The 18,979-nt window shown below is 37.0% G+C and carries 23 protein-coding genes and 1 pseudogene; 11 read left to right on the top strand and 13 right to left on the bottom strand.

The window, feature by feature from the left end:
• Nucleotides 1–67 precede the first annotated feature (67 nt).
• Together I5J82_RS03625 and I5J82_RS03620 are read right to left on the bottom strand one after the other, a co-directional pair.
• Nucleotides 68–1,177 carry a GGDEF domain-containing protein gene (locus tag I5J82_RS03625; RefSeq protein WP_198766702.1) on the bottom strand — a complete coding sequence of 370 codons (1,110 nt, stop codon included), beginning with the start codon at nucleotides 1,175–1,177 and terminating at the stop codon, nucleotides 68–70.
• Nucleotides 1,178–1,351: 174 nt separating this feature from the next.
• Nucleotides 1,352–1,633 carry a hypothetical protein gene (locus tag I5J82_RS03620; RefSeq protein WP_198766701.1) on the bottom strand — a complete coding sequence of 94 codons (282 nt, stop codon included), beginning with the start codon at nucleotides 1,631–1,633 and terminating at the stop codon, nucleotides 1,352–1,354.
• Between the two features lie 209 nt (nucleotides 1,634–1,842).
• Here I5J82_RS03620 and I5J82_RS03615 point away from each other — a divergent pair, with 209 nt between their 5' ends.
• Nucleotides 1,843–2,250, top strand: a complete 408-nt coding sequence (locus I5J82_RS03615) for a phage holin family protein (protein WP_332873626.1) — start codon at nucleotides 1,843–1,845, stop codon at nucleotides 2,248–2,250.
• Between the two features lie 3 nt (nucleotides 2,251–2,253).
• On the opposite strand, the gene I5J82_RS03610 is transcribed toward I5J82_RS03615, so the two are convergent.
• Together I5J82_RS03610 and I5J82_RS03605 are read right to left on the bottom strand one after the other, a co-directional pair.
• Nucleotides 2,254–2,511: a flagellar biosynthesis anti-sigma factor FlgM gene (locus tag I5J82_RS03610; RefSeq protein ID WP_171005494.1), complete on the bottom strand. Its 258-nt coding sequence runs from the start codon at nucleotides 2,509–2,511 to the stop codon at nucleotides 2,254–2,256.
• A complete protein-coding gene (locus tag I5J82_RS03605; RefSeq protein WP_198766700.1) occupies nucleotides 2,508–2,768 on the bottom strand; it encodes a hypothetical protein in 261 nt (86 codons plus the stop codon). Before I5J82_RS03605 ends, I5J82_RS03610 begins: the two co-directional genes overlap by 4 nt.
• Before the next feature lie 239 nt (nucleotides 2,769–3,007).
• Between I5J82_RS03605 and I5J82_RS03600 the strand changes: the two genes are divergently transcribed.
• Nucleotides 3,008–4,312, top strand: a complete 1,305-nt coding sequence (locus I5J82_RS03600; protein WP_198766699.1) for a purine/pyrimidine permease — start codon at nucleotides 3,008–3,010, stop codon at nucleotides 4,310–4,312.
• Nucleotides 4,313–4,363: 51 nt separating this feature from the next.
• On the opposite strand, the gene I5J82_RS03595 is transcribed toward I5J82_RS03600, so the two are convergent.
• Both I5J82_RS03595 and I5J82_RS03590 read right to left on the bottom strand, forming a co-directional pair.
• Nucleotides 4,364–5,254 carry an alpha/beta fold hydrolase gene (locus I5J82_RS03595; RefSeq protein WP_198766698.1) on the bottom strand — a complete coding sequence of 297 codons (891 nt, stop codon included), beginning with the start codon at nucleotides 5,252–5,254 and terminating at the stop codon, nucleotides 4,364–4,366.
• Complete coding sequence (locus I5J82_RS03590; RefSeq protein WP_198766697.1) at nucleotides 5,255–5,650, bottom strand: hypothetical protein; 396 nt, start codon at nucleotides 5,648–5,650, stop codon at nucleotides 5,255–5,257.
• Nucleotides 5,651–5,769: 119 nt separating this feature from the next.
• Between I5J82_RS03590 and I5J82_RS03585 the strand changes: the two genes are divergently transcribed.
• Nucleotides 5,770–6,318, top strand: coding sequence for a ribonuclease FAU-1 family protein (locus I5J82_RS03585; RefSeq protein WP_198766696.1), 549 nt, complete (start codon nucleotides 5,770–5,772; stop codon nucleotides 6,316–6,318).
• 51 nt (nucleotides 6,319–6,369) lie between these two features.
• Here I5J82_RS03585 and I5J82_RS03580 read toward each other — a convergent pair whose 3' ends face one another.
• Together I5J82_RS03580 and I5J82_RS03575 are read right to left on the bottom strand one after the other, a co-directional pair.
• Nucleotides 6,370–6,606, bottom strand: coding sequence for a hypothetical protein (locus I5J82_RS03580; RefSeq protein WP_137790035.1), 237 nt, complete (start codon nucleotides 6,604–6,606; stop codon nucleotides 6,370–6,372).
• Between the two features lie 117 nt (nucleotides 6,607–6,723).
• Complete coding sequence (locus I5J82_RS03575) at nucleotides 6,724–7,299, bottom strand: cysteine hydrolase family protein (RefSeq protein ID WP_332873625.1); 576 nt, start codon at nucleotides 7,297–7,299, stop codon at nucleotides 6,724–6,726.
• Nucleotides 7,300–7,444: 145 nt separating this feature from the next.
• Here I5J82_RS03575 and I5J82_RS03570 point away from each other — a divergent pair, with 145 nt between their 5' ends.
• Entirely contained in the window at nucleotides 7,445–8,080 is a 636-nt protein-coding gene (locus I5J82_RS03570; protein WP_198766695.1) for a LysE family transporter, read from the top strand.
• A gap of 43 nt (nucleotides 8,081–8,123) precedes the next feature.
• Here the strand turns inward: I5J82_RS03570 and I5J82_RS03565 are convergent, their stop codons facing one another.
• Complete coding sequence (locus I5J82_RS03565; RefSeq protein ID WP_198766694.1) at nucleotides 8,124–8,852, bottom strand: TraR/DksA C4-type zinc finger protein; 729 nt, start codon at nucleotides 8,850–8,852, stop codon at nucleotides 8,124–8,126.
• Between the two features lie 305 nt (nucleotides 8,853–9,157).
• Between I5J82_RS03565 and I5J82_RS03560 the strand changes: the two genes are divergently transcribed.
• The 3 genes from I5J82_RS03560 (at nucleotide 9,158) to I5J82_RS03550 (ending at nucleotide 11,692) form a co-directional block, all read left to right on the top strand.
• Nucleotides 9,158–10,654 carry an HD domain-containing phosphohydrolase gene (locus I5J82_RS03560; RefSeq protein WP_198766693.1) on the top strand — a complete coding sequence of 499 codons (1,497 nt, stop codon included), beginning with the start codon at nucleotides 9,158–9,160 and terminating at the stop codon, nucleotides 10,652–10,654.
• 15 nt (nucleotides 10,655–10,669) lie between these two features.
• Nucleotides 10,670–11,248, top strand: a complete 579-nt coding sequence (locus I5J82_RS03555) for a GNAT family N-acetyltransferase (protein ID WP_198766692.1) — start codon at nucleotides 10,670–10,672, stop codon at nucleotides 11,246–11,248.
• An 81-nt stretch (nucleotides 11,249–11,329) separates the two neighbouring features.
• Nucleotides 11,330–11,692 (top strand): hypothetical protein, encoded by a 363-nt coding sequence (locus I5J82_RS03550; RefSeq protein WP_198766691.1) that lies wholly within the window; start codon nucleotides 11,330–11,332, stop codon nucleotides 11,690–11,692.
• 36 nt (nucleotides 11,693–11,728) lie between these two features.
• Here I5J82_RS03550 and I5J82_RS03545 read toward each other — a convergent pair whose 3' ends face one another.
• Entirely contained in the window at nucleotides 11,729–12,133 is a 405-nt protein-coding gene (locus tag I5J82_RS03545) for a hypothetical protein (protein WP_198766690.1), read from the bottom strand.
• Between the two features lie 197 nt (nucleotides 12,134–12,330).
• Between I5J82_RS03545 and I5J82_RS20655 the strand changes: the two are divergent.
• Nucleotides 12,331–12,892, top strand: a pseudogene (locus I5J82_RS20655) (site-2 protease family protein); the annotation flags it as partial.
• Between the two features lie 883 nt (nucleotides 12,893–13,775).
• Complete coding sequence (locus I5J82_RS03535; protein ID WP_198766688.1) at nucleotides 13,776–14,798, top strand: C40 family peptidase; 1,023 nt, start codon at nucleotides 13,776–13,778, stop codon at nucleotides 14,796–14,798.
• 58 nt (nucleotides 14,799–14,856) lie between these two features.
• Here the strand turns inward: I5J82_RS03535 and I5J82_RS03530 are convergent, their stop codons facing one another.
• Nucleotides 14,857–16,536 (bottom strand): DMT family transporter, encoded by a 1,680-nt coding sequence (locus tag I5J82_RS03530; RefSeq protein ID WP_198766687.1) that lies wholly within the window; start codon nucleotides 16,534–16,536, stop codon nucleotides 14,857–14,859.
• A gap of 259 nt (nucleotides 16,537–16,795) precedes the next feature.
• Between I5J82_RS03530 and I5J82_RS03525 the strand changes: the two genes are divergently transcribed.
• On the top strand, nucleotides 16,796–17,221 hold the full coding sequence (locus tag I5J82_RS03525) for a PH domain-containing protein (protein WP_198766686.1): 426 nt from the start codon (nucleotides 16,796–16,798) through the stop codon (nucleotides 17,219–17,221).
• An 8-nt stretch (nucleotides 17,222–17,229) separates the two neighbouring features.
• Complete coding sequence (locus I5J82_RS03520) at nucleotides 17,230–17,772, top strand: HAD-IIIA family hydrolase (RefSeq protein ID WP_198766685.1); 543 nt, start codon at nucleotides 17,230–17,232, stop codon at nucleotides 17,770–17,772.
• Between the two features lie 42 nt (nucleotides 17,773–17,814).
• Here I5J82_RS03520 and I5J82_RS03515 read toward each other — a convergent pair whose 3' ends face one another.
• Both I5J82_RS03515 and I5J82_RS03510 read right to left on the bottom strand, forming a co-directional pair.
• Nucleotides 17,815–18,045: a DUF3953 domain-containing protein gene (locus tag I5J82_RS03515; protein WP_198766684.1), complete on the bottom strand. Its 231-nt coding sequence runs from the start codon at nucleotides 18,043–18,045 to the stop codon at nucleotides 17,815–17,817.
• An 18-nt stretch (nucleotides 18,046–18,063) separates the two neighbouring features.
• On the bottom strand, nucleotides 18,064–18,972 hold the full coding sequence (locus I5J82_RS03510) for a YitT family protein (protein ID WP_408610377.1): 909 nt from the start codon (nucleotides 18,970–18,972) through the stop codon (nucleotides 18,064–18,066).
• Nucleotides 18,973–18,979: the final 7 nt, after the last annotated feature.

The following is an 18,979-nucleotide window of genomic DNA, read 5'->3' as shown; positions in this document are numbered from 1 at the left end:
CATGGACAAGGATTTTAGAAGAAAAAGAAAAAACAGCAAGATTTCACTTGCTGCCCTAAATCATTTATTAAATATGGATCGCTTCGCTGTATCCTTCGGTAATGACTCTGTTCTTACCTTGCCTCTTTGCAACGTATAAGCTATTATCGGCACCCTCAAAGAATGCTTGTTTATGCATGCCTCTTCTGTACGTTTGCAACCCTGTACTAATCGTTATGTTTTCTTCCTTTACTTCAGGGTGTTCGAGCCTTTGTATGACCATTCGTACCTTTTCTAATAATATAAAGGCTTCTTCCTCATTTATATCATTTAAGATCACCACAAACTCTTCTCCGCCATAACGGGCGACAAAATCGTCTGTAGTTACATTATCTTTTATAGCCTTCGCAATTCGTTTTAAAACGATATCGCCAATTCCGTGACCATATGTATCATTAATCTTCTTAAAATTGTCTATGTCCATTACCGCTAGATGAACCGGATAATGGTACGTTTCAGCTTGAAGCAACAGCACATCCATATATTCATAAAAGGCCATATGATTATACAAACCTGTTAGTGCATCTGTTTTCACTTGCTTCTCCATTATTGTTGATTTAACCATTAAATCTTGATGATCTGCCTGCGCTTTGTTAAGTTCTTTTACCATCTCATACCCTCTGCTCATGATTCCAACACAGATAGCTGTTGAGGTTATGAGAATACAAATCATAGAGATTTGATCCATAAGATGATTCATATTCTTCAAGATCGGATGGAAGGTGGAAAGCAAGAGATAGGTAAGTGAGCTAAGAGCAAAAGACAGCCACACTTTTTTCTTTTTAAAATAAATCGTTGAAATCAACATAGGAAAGAACAGACTCGTATACATGACATACATTTCATAATGTACGCTGATCAAGATTGCGGAAAACATACTCGCTGTCCAAATAATGATGTAATCTATGTATTTTGTTTTCTTTTTAAAACTCCATTCAGCCAAGCCAACCATAAGTATTAAAAGTGTTGTTGGTAAAACAATGAACATCCAAATAAATTCTTCTAATGGTCTAGATGTAAAAAAACTGTTAATGACCTCTACACACACTGACACAATGATTACAACCCAAAATACATTTATGATTTTGCGATTCCAGGCGATGTGATTTAAGTGTGCAGGCAGGTGTTTTTTCCCCAATACATTCACCCCATCTACACGTATCCGAAATCATTATAACATTTTTTTCCTTCTTTCATTTGTTTTCTAAACGATTTCTTTTTTCAACATGGCTCTTTTATTAAAAGATTTTGCACATATAAATGGAAAACGCACAGCAAGATTAACCTGCTGTGCGATTATTTTCACGGATTATTATTTTATTTTCACACGTTTCTTTTTAGGTAGTTTATCAAGGAGCCAGCCTCTGCCTACTTCACAAAAACGAATCGGCATCTCAAGTGTGGCGAGTATTTTATCCTTTCCATGGATGGTAAGTAACCCAGTCTCCTCGTTCACTTGATCAACAACCGCGTTTTCAGTACCAGAGAGCGGAAACGCCCATTTGTTGTTACCAGAGTCCTTGATCTTAATCATTCTTCCGTCACAAGTTACTTTGTGGCAATGTGGAGGTAAGCCTAACGTAATTTTATTCATTGCATTTCTTTCCTCCCTTTCCGGATTTGTTTCATTGTAACAGATATAGTGCGTGTCTGACTTCTTATTTTTTAAATTTTTTGACTATTTAACACATTTGAAATAAAGCTTCTATAAATTAGGGGACGAGCAATAGGTAATCGCCAAAGCAGGTTGTTTCGTACAAACATATACTATACAAATTGGGGTTCAAAGGGGGAAATGATGAAGTGGAAAAATGGTCCATGCTATACAATATGACTGTAGTATCATTAGGAGCAGTTGCAAGCTTCTTATTTGGTACACCCAGCATATTATTCAAAACACTTGTCTTATTCGTAGTGTTAGACTATTTAACAGGCATGGCTGCTTCTGCCTACGAAGGTAGATTAAACAGCAAAGAGGGCTTTAGAGGAATACTAAAAAAAATGATTATATTTGCGATCGTAGCAGCCGCACATTCTCTCGACCAATTACTAGGTGGAAACTATATTCATTCTGCCACCATCTTTTTTTATTTATCTAATGAAATGTTATCAATAATTGAGAATGCAGGAAGAATGAATGTACCAATTCCTGAGTTCATAAAAAATGCCGTTTCTCTGTTAAGACAGAAAAACGACAATCAAAATAAGTAAAGGTTAATTCGAATAAAATTGTGAGATTTTTTTTGCGATCGCTTGCGCATCGATCTGGTATTCACCAGCATCAATGCGTTTTTTAATATCTAGTAATTTCTTTTCTCTTATATTTAATTGAGCATTTTCATGCAGCACTTTAGCTTCGTTAGATATGTATAATTCGTCTTTAGCAAATGATGGCGGCTTTACAGAAGGCTGCTGATACACTTTATTCACATCATATTTTCGCTGAACGGGTTGTTGTCCGTCAATTCTCATGATTTCACCTCTTCTGTATATTGAAATGTGCCAAGCCATTTCCATTGGTCATCATAATCCAAGTTGTCCAACAATCTGAAGAACAATTCTTGTCCTGATGTATCCCATTTTACTTCGAACTCATCTCCGTTTTCTTTATCCTTACAAAAAGAATGAATCCATTGCGAAGTAAACAAGTAAGGCGTAAACTGTTCAAAATCTAATAGATGTTTCTCTAACCATTGAATGACATCATCATGTGTAAGTTTATGCATCATTAGAATCGTCCTTTGTTTGTGGTCGTCTTAACCTGTATCTATATCATTCGGCCACTACCATTTTTTTTAGGGTATACGAAATAAATATTTCACTCTTTTTTGAATGTTTGTTATTGATACTTTCTTGCCTTAAGGATTCTTACCCGCTATTCCTACATTTATAAACCTCTTTCCCTTCTACGAATCAAGGGAAAGGTCTATAATGAGGAGTGACGAAATACATAACAGAAGGTGTTTACATGAAATTAACGTTTTCTTCTCTTCAATGGATGGTGTTCATCCTTGCTGGTAGTTTAGTAGCTCCCATCGCTATCGGTGATGCGTTTGGAATGACACAAGCGGAAACCGCAGACCTTTTACAACGTTCATTCTTAATTATTGGTGTGTCTGCGATTTTGCAAGCACTATTCGGTCATAAGCTTCCGATCAATGAAGGTCCTGCTGGATTATGGTGGGGTGTTTTTACAGTTTATGCGGGAATTGTAGCTTCAGGGGCTTTAACAGTTGCTGATGGGCTGCAACAGCTTACAGCAGGAATGTTGATCAGCGGCGTCCTTTTCTTACTGCTTGGCATGTTTCGTATTATAAGTTCGGTCAGAGCTCTTTTTACTCCTTTAGTTACCGGCACATACTTAATCCTTCTCGTCTCACAACTGAGCGGTTCTTTTATTAAAGGTATGCTCGGCATCGGCTATCTACAGGAAGGTGCAGATAGCAAAGTAGCTCTCACGTCACTCTTCATCTTAGTTTTGTCTATCGTCCTAGGAAAATCCCGTGTGAAATGGTTAAGAAGTTATTCCATCTTGATTTCTTTGTTACTCGGATGGGGACTGTTCAAAATCTTGAACTTAACAAAAGAAACAATGCATAGCAATACGACTTTTGCTTTTCCAGAATTATTCGCATGGGGTATGCCAGAGCTATCTTCCGGAACGATAATAACTTCTCTATTCGTAGGAATGCTCTTGCTTACGAACATGGTAGCCAGTATTAACGTCGTCGAAAAAGCGTATGAAACAGAGAAAAAAGATTATAAACCTATCAATTATAATCAATCATCGATCATGATGGGCATAAACACATGGATAGCTGGTCTCTTTTCAGCTGTTGCAAGTGTACCGATTTCAGGTGCCGCAGGCTTCATCTTAACTACAAAAATGTTCAGCAAACTAGCATTCATCATAGGAAACGCACTTATTATCTTGATTAGTTTTTTTCCTCCACTTACTTTTTTCTTTGCTGGTATTCCTGCGCCGGTAGGGTATGCAACCATATTCCTCCCTTTTTCGAGTATGATTGGTTTAGCTTTTAAAGAATATAAAGCCGAGTTAAAATCGGAAAACAATCTCTTTATTATCAGCACTTCCCTTATGGTTGGAATTGGAAGCCTCTTTATTCCTGCAGCTGCATTAAAGGAATGGCCAAATATTATCGTAACGCTATTAAGCAACGGCCTGATTATGGGGATGCTAACATGCATGATTCTTGAACAGTTTTATAAAAGAAGAAATTCGCCTCAATTCGTCCAGAAAGAAGACGAATAGTATGAAAACACAGAAGGGCTCCCTCATTGCACGGGAGCCCTTTTGAATCTATCATCTTATAGATTTTTCTGAAACAGGTAATTCCGAGTGAAATTTCAATATTGCTTCTGCTAATTCTTTTCCATGATCAAACATCATCAGATGTGTTGTGTTGGGGATAACCACGGTCTCACTGTAAGGTAATTCTTTCTTTGCCAAATCAATAAAATTTAATGATTTTTGAAAATGTTCTTCTTTTTCAGCGGGTAGAAATAGAACAGGTGATCGAACCTTCTTATACCATGTAAGGAAATCTACATAATAGATCTCGGATATAATTTTCTCCATTGTTTGGCCGGTAGTAATATTACCTACTTTTCCGTTCTCTTTCATACGTGGTTCATACTCTGCAACATAATTAGCCCTTTCCTTATTCCATGGTAACCATTGCTCTTGATAAACCTGTTGAAATTCTTCTACCGATTCGTAATCAGGATCTAATTGTCCTTTAAACTTAGCTAGATGCTCTTCTAATGTCTCATCATGAAGACCATGTTCACCTGAATCATTAATGATCGCACCGTCTATGTTTGCGAGTGACGAAACTCTACCCTGCCGCATCGCTGTAAAATATAACCCTATCATACATCCGTACGAGCTTCCTACGAGGTGAGCTTTTTCAATCTCAAAATGATTCATTACACTTTCTAAATCATTCGCCGTGTCCTCGAAAGAATATCCTTGATGAGGTTGTTCCGATTTTCCATGTCCACGTAGATCATAGCTTATTATTCGATAATGACTTCTGAAGAATGGAATTACCGGATTCCAGGCTTTCGCTGTACCACCAAGATAGTGAATTAAAATCAATGGATTCCCTGAACCGCCATAATCATAACCAGTAAGGATTGTGCCATCATGTGATTGTATCTTATGTTCATCAAACGGAATATTCATATTCATCTATTTTACCTCCTCTTTCATCCGCTCTTGTAAATTTGGTTTTGAACGAGTATGGATTTCGTTCATTTTATTTTTTATATCTTGTTCTATATCTCTTTGAAAGAACGTCGCAAATTTGCAAAGATACGCAATACTATCAGCAATTTCTTTCCCAATATCTTCAGCTACTTCTTCCTTTGCAAGCTGAAATGCCTTTTCCCTTTCAATCCCTTTTTCTTTCATCTCATACGCTCTATTTAACATTCTTCTTAATTCTTCAGCAATCTCCGCTATTTCAGTCGTTAATAACATGTGATTGAGCAAAAGGGATTCCGTGCTTTTATCGGCATCGGCTTGACTAATCTCCCATCCCTTTTGCAGTTGAAAATCTTCTAACTCTCTATGTATGCTTCTCATGATTTACAGTCCCTTCGTTCTACACCATTCCTTCTACATAGTTCTCCACAATTTTACTTATTCCTTTCTATAAACTAAAATTATAGGATATAATGTTACCAAAATATGGAGGTTGGACAATGGAACATAAAACGGCAGATCGACCTAATTGGAAAAGAGTAACTGACAAACATTTTGAAGTAACGCATAAAGAAAGTTCTTGTTTTAATGGCAAAGTTACAGTGATTCATTTGAAGCAAGTATCTGAACCATTGGTTGTTAACTATAAAGAACATACGGTATGTATCGCTGATTCTGGCTATACGTGGATGCAACATTTTCCTGAGGGAGAAAAATATACGATCACAACAGTACTGGACGATAACGGTGATGTTGTACAATTCTATATTGATATGTGTGGGGATCATGGAGTGGACGAAAACGGAATTCCTTGGTTTGATGACCTCTATTTAGATATCGTTATTCTCCCTGATAAGGAACTTTTTCTTTTAGATGACAATGAGTTGATGGAAGCTTTCAAAAAAGGGGACATAAATGAAGATCAAATGAAACTTGCTCATGAGACGGCTCAAAAAATCATTTCGATGCATAAAGAAGGAAAGTTTGAACAACTAGAAACATGTATTGAGCATGCTACAGAATGGATGCAAGCAAAAAAATTCCTTTGATAAGAGATATAGAAAATTAAAAAACCAGAGGCTCATTCCCTCTGGTTTTGTCTATTTATTCACTACTTTGCTTTTCTCTAAAAAACGTAAAGCATCCTCTACTTCATCTAAAACTTGTGATCCGATGATTCCTTCTTCCTCATCTAAAAAAGTAACTTGGAAATAACCACTTTCACCTTGTGGAACATATCTCATTCTCACAAGTTCAGGCTGTTGATCTTCTTCTCTCCAAAACTCTAACTCTTGTTCTGGATTGTTCATTAATTTTTCGATTTGATCACTATTCATCTGTAAGACACCTCTAGATCACTCTGTTTAATTTATTATATACATTTTTACCCTAAATGATATCCTCTAAACCATTAGCAGTATCCGACATTTCCTGGGGAATATTGTCTATGTCTGTTATTGCATGTATGGAGAAGTCCTCACCCACCGCGTTAAAGCTTCTTCGGTACTTATTATTTCTGCAAACTCTTGATGAAGATGAGCAAGAGCAGATTCATGGACTTCTTGAGCAGAAAACACAGTTCCATCATATGATTTAATTTTGAATGCAGCAGTAGCATCATGGATTAACGACACTCCAAAACCATAATTTGCTGCCATTCTTGTAGTGGTCGATACACAATGGTTCGAAGTTAAACCAATAATAACAATGTGTTCGATCTCTTCTTTTTCTAATGAATCTTTAAGCTCTGTACCAATAAATGCACTGTTAACATTCTTAATAAAAAGAAGTTCATCTTCTTTAGGTTCAAATCCTGTTTTCAACTGATAACCTAATTTTGAAGGATGCAATGGAGAGTGTTCATTAACTGATTGGTGCTGAACATGAAAGACCGGCAATCCCACCTCTCGAAAGGCACCAAGTAATATAAGCATATTTACTTCAGCATTTGCATTATTTCGTTCTCCCCAGAAATCTGTTTCATCAAATCCTTTTTGAACATCAACAATAAGCAAACCTGCTTTTTTCACAATACGATCTCCTTATATTCAGATTGCGCTTCTTATTACATTACATGTTCGATATGACTTTCATTTTTCCTTCTGTACTATTTCTAAGGATAAACTCATATTTTGAAAGTAACTTAGACAAGCCATATGAATAGGGGTGCATTTTTTGAACGATATTATGATATTAAGTATTCATTTCGTTATGCTTGGTATCAGTTTAGCTATTCCAATCGGCCCTATTAAACTTGAGATGATCAAACATGGATTATATGGCGGTTTTTGGCCATCTTGGCTTGTTGGAATTGGCGCAGTTTGTGCTGATATATTGTTTATGTCCTTTATATTTCTAGGACTCTCGCCTTTTCTACATGATAAATGGATTACTATCTGCATGTTGTTAACCGGAATTATTATGCTTAGTTACCTAGGAATTTCAACTATAAGAAGTTCAGTATCTTTATCTTTAGTAAAAGAAAACATTACAGACGTCAAGAAACCTTTTTGGACAGGTTTTGTCATTGCTGTTATGAATCCTTATAATTTAATGTTTTGGTTTGGTGTATATGGTGGTTCACTTCAAAGCATACCTTCTACATCAAGTAATATGATTAGAATTGGGTTAAGTTTTTGTATAATAGTAGGGATTATTTTGTGGAATCTTAACGTGGCGTTTACCGTTCATTTTTTTCGAACGCTTATCAATGATTTTACAATACGGTGGCTAATAAGATTTGCTGGAATCGGTTTACTGGCCTTCTCTAGTTTCCTTACGTATAAGTTATTCGCATTGTTTCCATCATAAAACAAAAGGCGCTGCTATAAAATAGTCAGCGCCTTGCCTCTTTTTACTTATCATACTTTTCTCTATCTGCTTGCTTTTCCTCTTCCCTGTCCAATTCTTCTTCATATTCTTCATGATTTCTATTCTGAACAACATTTCTTTCTTTTCCTGTAATATCAGTAGCAACAAAACTTTCATATTCTTCTACAAAGCCGTCATCGTCATCCGAATCTTCATACATCTCGTTATAATCTCTCTTATCGGGATCAGAAAAGTCTGACGGAGTTTCACTTGTTCCATACTTGGCAACGGACTGCCATGTATCTTCTCCATCAAAAAACGTCGCATCCTTATTATCATTGCTTCTTGTTTTGTAGTCAGGGCCAATTACCTCTTCTTCAATAGGACGATCATCTGAAGAATTTTGTGCAGGGCTATGTTCTTTACAATAAAGGGTAAAAGGGACTATCTCTAAACGTTCTTTTAGAATGTCTTGACCACACGTTTTACATACTCCGTACTCACCTTTTTCAATACTTTTTAAAGCTGTTTCGATATCTTCCAGCTCTTTCTCATGTAGATCATTTAGAGCAATATCTTTTTCTTTTTCAAACAATTCTGTGCCGAGATCTCCTGGATGATTATCATAGTTAGACAGTTCACCTGTTGATTCTTTAGGAAATTCCGAATCACTACCAAAAGACTCGTTTCTTTCTCTCATTCCTTTTATCTCTTCTTTTCGTGATAATAAGATTTGTTTAAAATGGTCCATTTCTTGTGTAGATAATGCCATGATTAAATCTCCCTTCCTACTTCCGTATACCATTTCATACCCTTTATTCCGAATAATTATCCATCCTGTGTATTTTGCACCATAATCATACATGCTATACTTATCAACGACCTTCTTACTCTCCAGTTGACTACATCTAATATGGTTTCCCCATTTCTTTTCATCTGTATCTTGCTTATAAATCAAAATACCTATTTTTTATCAAAAAATGTTCTAAAGTGTTGAAAAATTGCTTTTTTTCCAACTTTTTGTAAGGTATGCTAATAATATCTTTTTAAAAGTAATAGTAAGAAAGGCGGGGGAACATGAAGATCTATAAGAATTTTGAAAAACGTTTATTAAAAAATTATGTGATTGGTTCAACCGCTGCCGTATTAGGAGTTGGAGGGGTATTTGTATTTACTACACTCCGTTTATCAACGTTTGAATTTACGGTGTTATGTGGTATTCTTCTTACTTCTTGTGTGATTATGTTTTCACTTGAATATGTTTTTTTTCGTTTGCATACAGCTGTTTTTAAAAATTACTTCTCAAAACAACAACCTGCCATACCACTCGCTGAAAAGGCATATTTTCATGCGCATCATTTTCCGATCAGAACTGTAAAACGAATCCTCGGTCCGCATTTGTTAGGATTATCTATACCGGCACTGTCCCTAACAGCTATAGCAATTTCTTTGGGTTACTTATCACTTCCCTATTATTACATGTATCTTGCATCACTCGGAGCAATCTTAGTGGCAGGTATGCATGCGATTATTGAATTCTTTTTAACGACGAAAGCTGTTCAGCCCGTGCTTCGTACCATTCAAGAAAGAACGCTTAAAGACCATGGAAAAATACTATCCTTATCTACGTCCAAACACATATCTATCCAACGCAAGATTCAGTGGAGTACCTTATTTATTGGAACGTTTCCACTTCTTTTATTCGCACTCGCGAATCAAGTACGCTTATATCATTTGTCCGCACCTGTAAACGGATCGTATTGGAGCTGGGCTTTCTTCATCTTATTGATCGGTATTTCTTTCGCCATCTATGGAGCGTACTTATTGTTTAAAGATATTCAGCAGCCAATGAACGAACTTCAAGCAGGCATGTATGAAGTTCGTACCGGAAATTCGAATGCAAAAGTAAATGATCTGTATTCAGATGAATTTTCTAAACTCATAAAAGGTTTTAATCATATGGCTCAAGCTATACAATCTCGTGAACATGAGAATAAGCAGCTACTTGAAAGTTTTTTCGCGACGATGGCCGCCACTCTGGATGCTCGTGATCCTTATACTGCAGGGCATAGCTTACGAGTTGCGGATTATGCTATGAAGATTGGTCAAATGGCTGGATTGCCGTTTCAGCAATTGGTTCAACTTCGAAAAGCAGCACTTTTGCATGACATCGGAAAAATTGGAATACCCGATGTCGTTTTACTAAAAGAGTCGAAGCTAACTTCAGAAGAATTTGAACAAATTAAAAAGCATCCGGTCATAGGTGCAGACATCCTTGCACAGGTACACCCTTTTGAAGCTATGCAACCTCTGCTTCCTGGTGTTCGTTATCATCATGAGCGTTATGATGGTAAAGGCTACCCTGAACAGCTGGCTGGAGAAAACATCCCTATTTTCGGGAGGATCATTGCTGTTGCCGATGCTTATGATGCAATGACCTCTGACAGGCCTTATCGAAAAGGAATGACTCACGAAAAAGCATTGGCTATTTTGAAAGATGGAAAAGGTACACAATGGGATCCATACTTAACCGAACTTTTTATTGAAGAGATGTCGTTAAAATCTATTTCTTAAAACAGGAGGTCATTTTTGAATACATACGATCATTTTCCAGTTATTGATACAGATAGGCTTAGACTAAGACCAGTGATTGAGTCAGATTTAAAAGAAATATATGCAGCGTTCTCAGATGCTGACGCATTACGATATTATGGAATGGAGCCATTAAAAACTGAAGAAGAAGCATATGAGCTTATTCAAGCGTTTGAAAAAGGATTCACTACGGGAAGTTCCATACGTTGGGGAATCATTCTAAAAGAACAAGATAAACTCATCGGAACGTGCGGATTTCACAATTGGAGCAAATCAGATCGAAGAACAGAACTTGGTTATGAACTAAATCGTGCATATTGGCATAACGGATTCATGAATGAAGCGCTACGAGCTATTCTTCATTACGGATTCAATGGGATGGAGTTTAATAGAATAGCGGCAGTGATCCGACCAGAAAACAATTCTTCCCGTACGCTTGTATCTAAACTTGGTTTTCATGAAGAAGCATTACTACGCGAACATCAAAGAGTCGGCGACCACTACTATGATATGTACATCTATTCCTTACTTAAAAAGAACGCCGATTTATATGGACAAGAAGCTAATAGCATTTAGCTTCTTTTTTTATATTTTACGTGTCATATGTTTCAAACTAACTTTCTAGAGGTATGAAAAGGAAAAAGGAGGTATTCGAGAATGGAACAAAAAGGAACGTTTTATGTAACGGCTAAAGGCGATATGGAGCCAATGCCTACTGACGATCATGTTCATTATTTTGAAATTCAGGCTTCTTATGATGAAAAACAACAGCTAGAGCATCTGTTTGCAAAGATGCATGCTAACAATAAACAAGAGGGCTTGGATATTTTCTCACCGAAAAGGCATTTTTCTGAATCACATGCTGAATACCATCGTGGAAAAGACAGCAAGCTCGTATACGAATTGTTTAGATACCTCTACTTATTAGGAACTGAAAAAACAAAGCGCGAAATTGAAGAGATGGAAGTTTTGCCTGAATTGTATGAAGCAAGCCATGATACAATTGAAAAAGTAAAATAGCACCGGAATCTTTTCCGGTGCCTTTTCTTTAACTACTTATTCCCATTCTATCGTTCCGTCTTCTTTAACCCAAAATCTTACCATTCCTAAATCGTCCAAAGCATGTTTAATCGTATTCACTTTTTCTCGATAACTTGGAGTGTCAGGATGAGCAAGTACTAAGGTTTTAGCAGGATTTTTTTCATGACTTTTTAGTAGGCTCACAAATTGCATATAGAAATCATCATGCTCCTGATACCCTGTAAGCTCAGACAAATTTCCTTGAGCTGCGATCAGAAGTGTATGATATTCATTTGTTGCCATCAAGTCTACACCGTCTGTCTCATGGCTAGTTCCAGTTTGATAACCTTCGCGTAATAAATACGCTTCTACTGCTTTAATTACTTCTGCTTTGTTCAGAACAAAGGCATCACTAATATATGGATGGTCATGTAAAGCCAAACTCATCACTCCTTCTTATCTATAACAGCATTCGCCATACTTTCATATCAATAGAGGGGTACTTAAATGTCGTATACCCCTATTTTTCAATCAAAAAACCGTCTATAAAGGAATTTTCTTAAAAGAGAAACTTCTTTCCCCTTTCGACGTATTTCCTTTAAGATAGAAATAAGAAACTATAGTTGGGGGATTCATACATGGCTCAAAAAGCTGAAAAACAAAACCAGTCCCGTATATGGACCATAATAGCGGGTATCGGTTTGTTTCTATTAAGTAAATTAAAGTGGGTGTTCGGCCTACTGAAATTAGGAAAGTTTGCAACACTCATCTCCATGTTTATATCACTTGGAGCATACGCAGCGTTTTATGGCTGGAAATTTGCAGTAGCCATCGTTTATTTAATTTTTGTGCATGAGATGGGCCATTTAGTCGCTGCCAAACAAAAAGGAATAAAAACTTCTCCAGCGATCTTTATTCCATTTATGGGTGCCGCGATTGGTATGAAAGAGATGCCGAAGAATGCTAAAGACGAAGCCTACATTGCTTATGCAGGACCTTTGTTCGGATTATTATCTTTCTTACCAGCTGTGTTCCTTTATGAAACGACTGGAGAACCCTTCTGGGGCTTGGTCATCTTTTTAGGGGCAATGATTAATCTATTTAACTTGTTCCCCGTCTCTCCACTCGATGGAGGCAGAATCGTAGGAGTTCTATCTACTAAAATTTGGTTCATTGGTTTATTACTTGTTCTGCCTTATCTGTTCATTTCACCTGATCCGATTATTTTCTTAATCTTCATCTTCGGTATCTTAACTTGGTGGAAACGAGTACGTGAAGACTTTGAACAAAACAAGCTAAAAGAAACGCTTACTTTGTTTCAATCAGAACAAGATAAACTCTCTGTGATTAATCAGGAGATGGATGAGTACAAAGACATGCCGAACTTTGGTTATATCATCGGCACGTACTTAGAAGATGTACGAGTTGCAAAAGATAGACTAAAACGCAATATGCCAACCGGTTATTCATTCCCTGTTCTTCAGGATAAGAAGAAGATACGTAAACATAGTACTTTAGTAGAGATTGAAATATTAAACAATCGTGAGCGATTCCTACAAACACTTTTAAAAGAATATGAGAGCAATCAACGTCAGAGAGAGTATATTCATAACATGTATAAAGAAGCGGATCCTGAAGAATTGGCTACTATTCCGGAGCTTCCGAACTTTAGCCACAGAAACTTGTTTGAAGCGTATGAACAAAGCTTGTTAACCGAAAAAGCGAACACTGAGAAACAATTCGAACAAACAAAAAACTATTACGTCTCAAACACAAAAACAAAAGTTATCGTGTTAATTATGTATTTATTGTTAGCAGGAGTGTTATCCGCTTTTGTTGTATACGGAAATCAACTTATGGATGCAAACCGCTTTTTAATCAGCTAGACCTATAAGACACCTCTTAATGGAGGTGTTTTTTTATACCCTTCTTTTTACCTGCACATGTTTATATATGGTACATTGGCTACAGATTTCCATTAACTCAAAGAGGGCTTTTTGACTTATCTTTTCATAGAAAAAAGGAATGCCTAACAAAAAACAAGAATGGTGTAGAAAATTAGAAAAAAAGGAGCGAAGTCTTTATGAAAAAAATTGTTAAAGTTTTATTTTCACTCGCTGTGTTACTTGGTATATTTTCAAATACAGCTTCAGCTGAAAAAGGAACACCAGACAAAGATGTTATCGGTAAAGATATGTATGTGAATGTTGCGGCAGCAACCCTTTGGGTAGGACCAGATGCAGCAAGGCCTGTAGATGATCCATCGGTTTCCCACCCCGTTGACTTACGAAGCTGGACAACTAGTATGACTTATGAAGAAAAGCTTTGGTTAGTTGGAGAACTTGAAACACAAGCGCTTTACGGTCAAAAAGTACATATTTTAGAGCAACAAGGTGATTGGGTAAAAGTTTTGGTCTACGGCCAGCCTACACCTAGAAACGAGGTTGGATACCCAGGCTGGATGCCGCTTTCACAATTAACTTACTCTGAGCCTTATAAAAAAGCGGAAGGAAAACACTTTGCACTGATTACAAGTCCAACTGCTTGGCTTTCTAAAGGACCATTTGGACATAAAAATGATCTTGAATTAAGCTATAACACAAAGTTACCAGTTATTAAAAAATTAGCAAAAACAATCGCTGTATTAACACCTCAAGGAAAAGTCCGCTGGCTAGATGCGAAAGATGCAAAAGTATACAAAAGTGAAAGTGATATTCCGGTGCCTACAGGCGAAGCGCTTGTAGAAGAAGCTAAGAAATTTCTCGGTCTTCCTTATTTGTGGGCAGGTGCATCAGGTTTCGGATTTGATTGCTCCGGATTTACACACACCATTCACAAAGCAAACGGCATTACAATTCCACGAGATTCTGGCCCACAGTCTAGGGAAGGGCTAATCGTTGATAAAGATCAACTTCAGCCTGGAGATTTGATGTTCTTTGCTTATGATAAAGGAAAAGGACGCGTTCATCATGTTGCGATGTATGCAGGAAATGGTATGATGATCCATTCTCCAAACACAGCGTCTACAGTAAGACTAGATCCGATCTCAACACCTGCTTATACGGTAGAATTCTCGGGCGCACGACGATATATTCCACAACCATAACTATAATAGAAGGCGGTGCACAATCATATGTGCTCCGCCTTCTTATTCGTTATGCCTTTTATTCTAAACCAGCTATCGTCATCTCCGATACAGGTAAAAATGCTTCACCTGTATTTTGATAAGTTACCTTAACTTTATCTTGTTCTTTTAAATAGATAGCTAGCGGATTATTTTCTGATGATACGATATAGCTCTTACGGTTATCTAATAGGAAGGATACGACCGTATAATCGCCAACTTTTTCTTTATAAACGCGAAGAACGGTTCCTGAGATCTGTTTTTCTTCAGCATTCGATGTTCCGTCCACTGAACCTCCACCTCGCTGTAAAGCAGTTTTATATTGTTTTATTGCAGCGTTCGGTGTATTTGCGTATGCAGAGATCTCTGGGTTTGCCGCAGAAACAATAAAATAGTTCTGTAAGAATCCATTCGAATCTAGGACAGGAGTCAGCCAGCTTGCTTCTCCATAGAAGTTATAGAGAACTGGCATTTCACCGTCCCATTTTTTCTCGATGAATTTCTTTTCTATGATCTCTAAAGCCCCTTTAGAATCCATATACGATTCTTCTAGATTACCAGTATAATACGTAGCTTCTCCCGTTCTCGCATCTGTTAGTGAATAACCGAGCATAGAGTCGACACCCTCTTTCGGGCTCGTAAAATCAGTAAAATAAAACATATCTCCATTCTCATCAAAAATCGGGCTTACATTGGCTTCCGTTCCTTCATCAGATGGAAGTTTTACATCCTTTTTACCAAACTTGCTGTTCCAAAAACCATGAACATAGTTACCAAAGTAACTGTTTTGTAGGCTAACTGTTTCTGGTGAAACAGCACCATCAATGAAGGCAGGAATGTCCTTGATCGAATAATTCTTCGTATCTCCATTCTCCGGATCTGTTACAACAATACCTTCTACTTTAAATCCATTCCGTGCAGAAATAAATTCTCCATATGAGCGGATATAGAACGGCTTTCCATCATCATCGATTTCTAGTTGTGGATTACCATAGAAAATGTATTCCGGAAAAATTGAGCGCATATGACGTTCAACATTTTTATTAAAATACGAAGATGGTGTATACGTCATCTCTGATTTAACAAACTTCGGGTTTGCCGTAGAGTCTGTAGCACTTAATGTAAAATAACCAGGTGTCACATCACCGTTCCACCACTTAAAGAGTCCAGAGAACTCTACTGGTGCAATATATACGTATTTCCCATCTACTTTTTGAATCTGTAGATTTCCTAGTTCATAAAAGCTTGTGTTTGGTACTTGCCCAAAAGACTTCCTCATTTTATTTTTAGCAAACTTAGGTGGAACACTTGCTGGGGTTTCTTTCTCATCAAAAGACTCAATTTCTGTCTTTTCTGCCATTATAGATGTCTGATATTTTTCGCTCGCGTTAAATAACCCAGCAGACAGAAAGTAGATACCAATCATTAAGCTGATAAGGAATAATGCCAGCTTAATCAATCTTTCTTTACCTGTTGCAAAAAACGCACCAATAGCTGTAACGATAATTGCTAAAATCCAGATTGAAGAAAAATTCCGATCGAGATTCGTAATATAATAGAAAAGATATATAACGGGAATTGTACAAATGACAATTCCGATCACAGCACTAGTAAGATTGTTTTTCTTCTCTTTTTTAATCGGCTTCCTGCTTCCGGATATTGGAATTATCACCAATGCCGCAGCAAGCCCTACAATGATGGAAAATAACAAGATGTTCATAAACTATCCCCTTTTTAACATTTACTTCTTAACCCTATTAAGCAATACGATTGAATATGTAAAAAGTTCCATAACAATTTTTGATGATAAAAAATTAGCTTATTAAGAAATATTGACCTGCAGCTTTAATCGCTCTTATTTTATAATGGAATAAAAAGGATGTGGAAGATTTGTCCCTTGGCATTAGATTGTTAGGTTATTCTTTCATCCTTAACCTATAAACTATGTCCATGTTTCTTTTAAAAGGAGTTGTTATAAAATGAAATACCCATCAAAAAAAGATTGGTGGCTTGGATTGATTCTCTGGGGCGCCGTTGGTTGTGGTGCTTACATCAGTACATATGCCTTACTAACAGAAAAGGCAGATCTCTTAGGAATATTAATTACCGTTATCATTAATCTTGCCTTGATTGCTTTTATCAGCTGGCTTTGGTTTACAACCTACTACGTTTTAGAAGAAAAAGAACTAATCATTAGAAGTGGTCCGATCAACAAAAGAATACCCTATCGTGAAATTTCATCTGCACATAAGACTCTGAATCCCATATCTAGCCCCGCTCTCTCTTTAAAACGAATCAATATTACGTATCAGTTTGGAATGGCTCTTATTTCCCCGAAAAACAGGGATGAATTTTTACAAAAACTGAGTGAGCGATGTCCGAATGCAACAATCAAATTTGATTAGGAGTTGCTATGATGAATCATACATACCAAGCCATTTTTTTAGATCGAGACGGAACGATCGGCGGTTCAGATACGATTGAATATCCAGGGGATTTTGAACTTTTTCCTTATACCCAAGAAGTAATTCACACATTTAAGTCCAATGATATGTCGGTTTTCTCATTTACGAATCAGCCTGGGATCAGTCGAGGTGATGCATGCGAAGCAGACTTTATCAGTGAATTAAATGCGTTTGGATTCGATGATGTTTATCTTTGTCCGCACGACCATACAGAAGGCTGCGATTGCAGAAAACCTGCCATCGGCATGTTAAAGAAAGCTGCCATTGAACATAATCTTGACCTAACAAAGTGTGTTGTGTTTGGTGACCGATGGACAGATATACTTGCTGCCAAAACTGCTGGATGCAAAGCAATATTAGTTCAAACCGGTTCTGGCAAAATTTCGTGGGATCAAAATCATTTCACTTCTGTTATTCAACCAGATTATGTAGCTGCAACCTTAAAAGAAGGAATGACATGGCTGCTTGAACATACATGCATTACCAGATGATGAAAACAAAAAAACGCCTCGAAAGAAACGAGGCGTTTGAACTTAAATGATAAAGGATTGTACGGAAACATAAAGGTTTACAGCGAATGCAAAAAAGCAGAGATAGCTGATCCACTTTTTCTTTTTTTGCCGTTCTTCAAATCCCATAACAAGTAATAATAAAGCTAGTCCTAGAGAAGTAAAAGGAGTAATATCAAGATTTCCTGTAGTTATGCTATAGACCGCAAGTAATAAGACGACTGCAGAAAAAGCAATTTTCAACTTGCGAAACATAAAAACCTCTCCTCTACTTTAGTGAATTCCTTTTTTCTTAAATCTTCCGCCTTTTACTTCAGCAATATCAGCAATGGCTAGAAATGCACTCGTATCAAACTCATCAACAATATCTTTGAGCTTCGCCTCTTCTAAACGAGTGATCACACAGAATACAACACCTTTTTCGTCACCCGTATACGCGCCTTCACCTTTTAGATATGTAACTCCACGTCCTAAGCGATGAAGAATGGCGTCTCCGATTTCTTTATGATTATCACTAATGATCCAAGCGGATTTTGATTCCTCAAGACCTGTAATCGTTAAGTCAATCGTCTTGAATGCAATAAAGTAAGCGATTAATGAATACATAGCTCTATCCCAAGTGAAAACAAAACCTGCTGCTCCGAGAATAAAGATATTAAAGAACATAATAATTTCACCAACAGAAAAAGGCAGTTTGTTATTGGAGAGTATAGCTAAGATTTCTGTACCATCTAATGAACCACCACTTCGAATGACCATTCCAATCCCGACTCCGATAAAGATACCTCCAAAAACAGTCGCTAATAGTAAATCGTCTGTAAATGGTGGAACAGGGTGCAATAATGTTGTTGCGATTGAAAGAACGATGATTCCGTATAATGTTGAGAAAGCAAATGTTTTTCCGATCTGCTTATAACCAACGAAAATAAATGGTAAGTTTAATGCGAATAGAAAGAGTCCTAAACTTAATCCTGTTATGTGAGATAGCATGATTGAAATACCAGCTATACCACCATCAATAACATTGTTCGGTACTAAGAATATTTCTAGTCCAACTGCCATAAGTATGGCTCCGAAAGTTATGAGTATCGCTCTTGTAGCAAGTTTTCCTTTCGTTAGCTTTCGGTGTTGTTTCTTAATCTGTTCCATGGCTTGCGTATTTGTAATTGCTTCTTCTGTCATAAGTGTA

The sequence above is a fragment of the Fictibacillus halophilus genome (genome assembly GCF_016401385.1).
Lineage (GTDB): Bacteria > Bacillota > Bacilli > Bacillales > Fictibacillaceae > Fictibacillus > Fictibacillus halophilus.
Note: the sequence above shows the minus strand (reverse complement) of the source record. Positions and strands in the feature narration are given on the sequence as shown.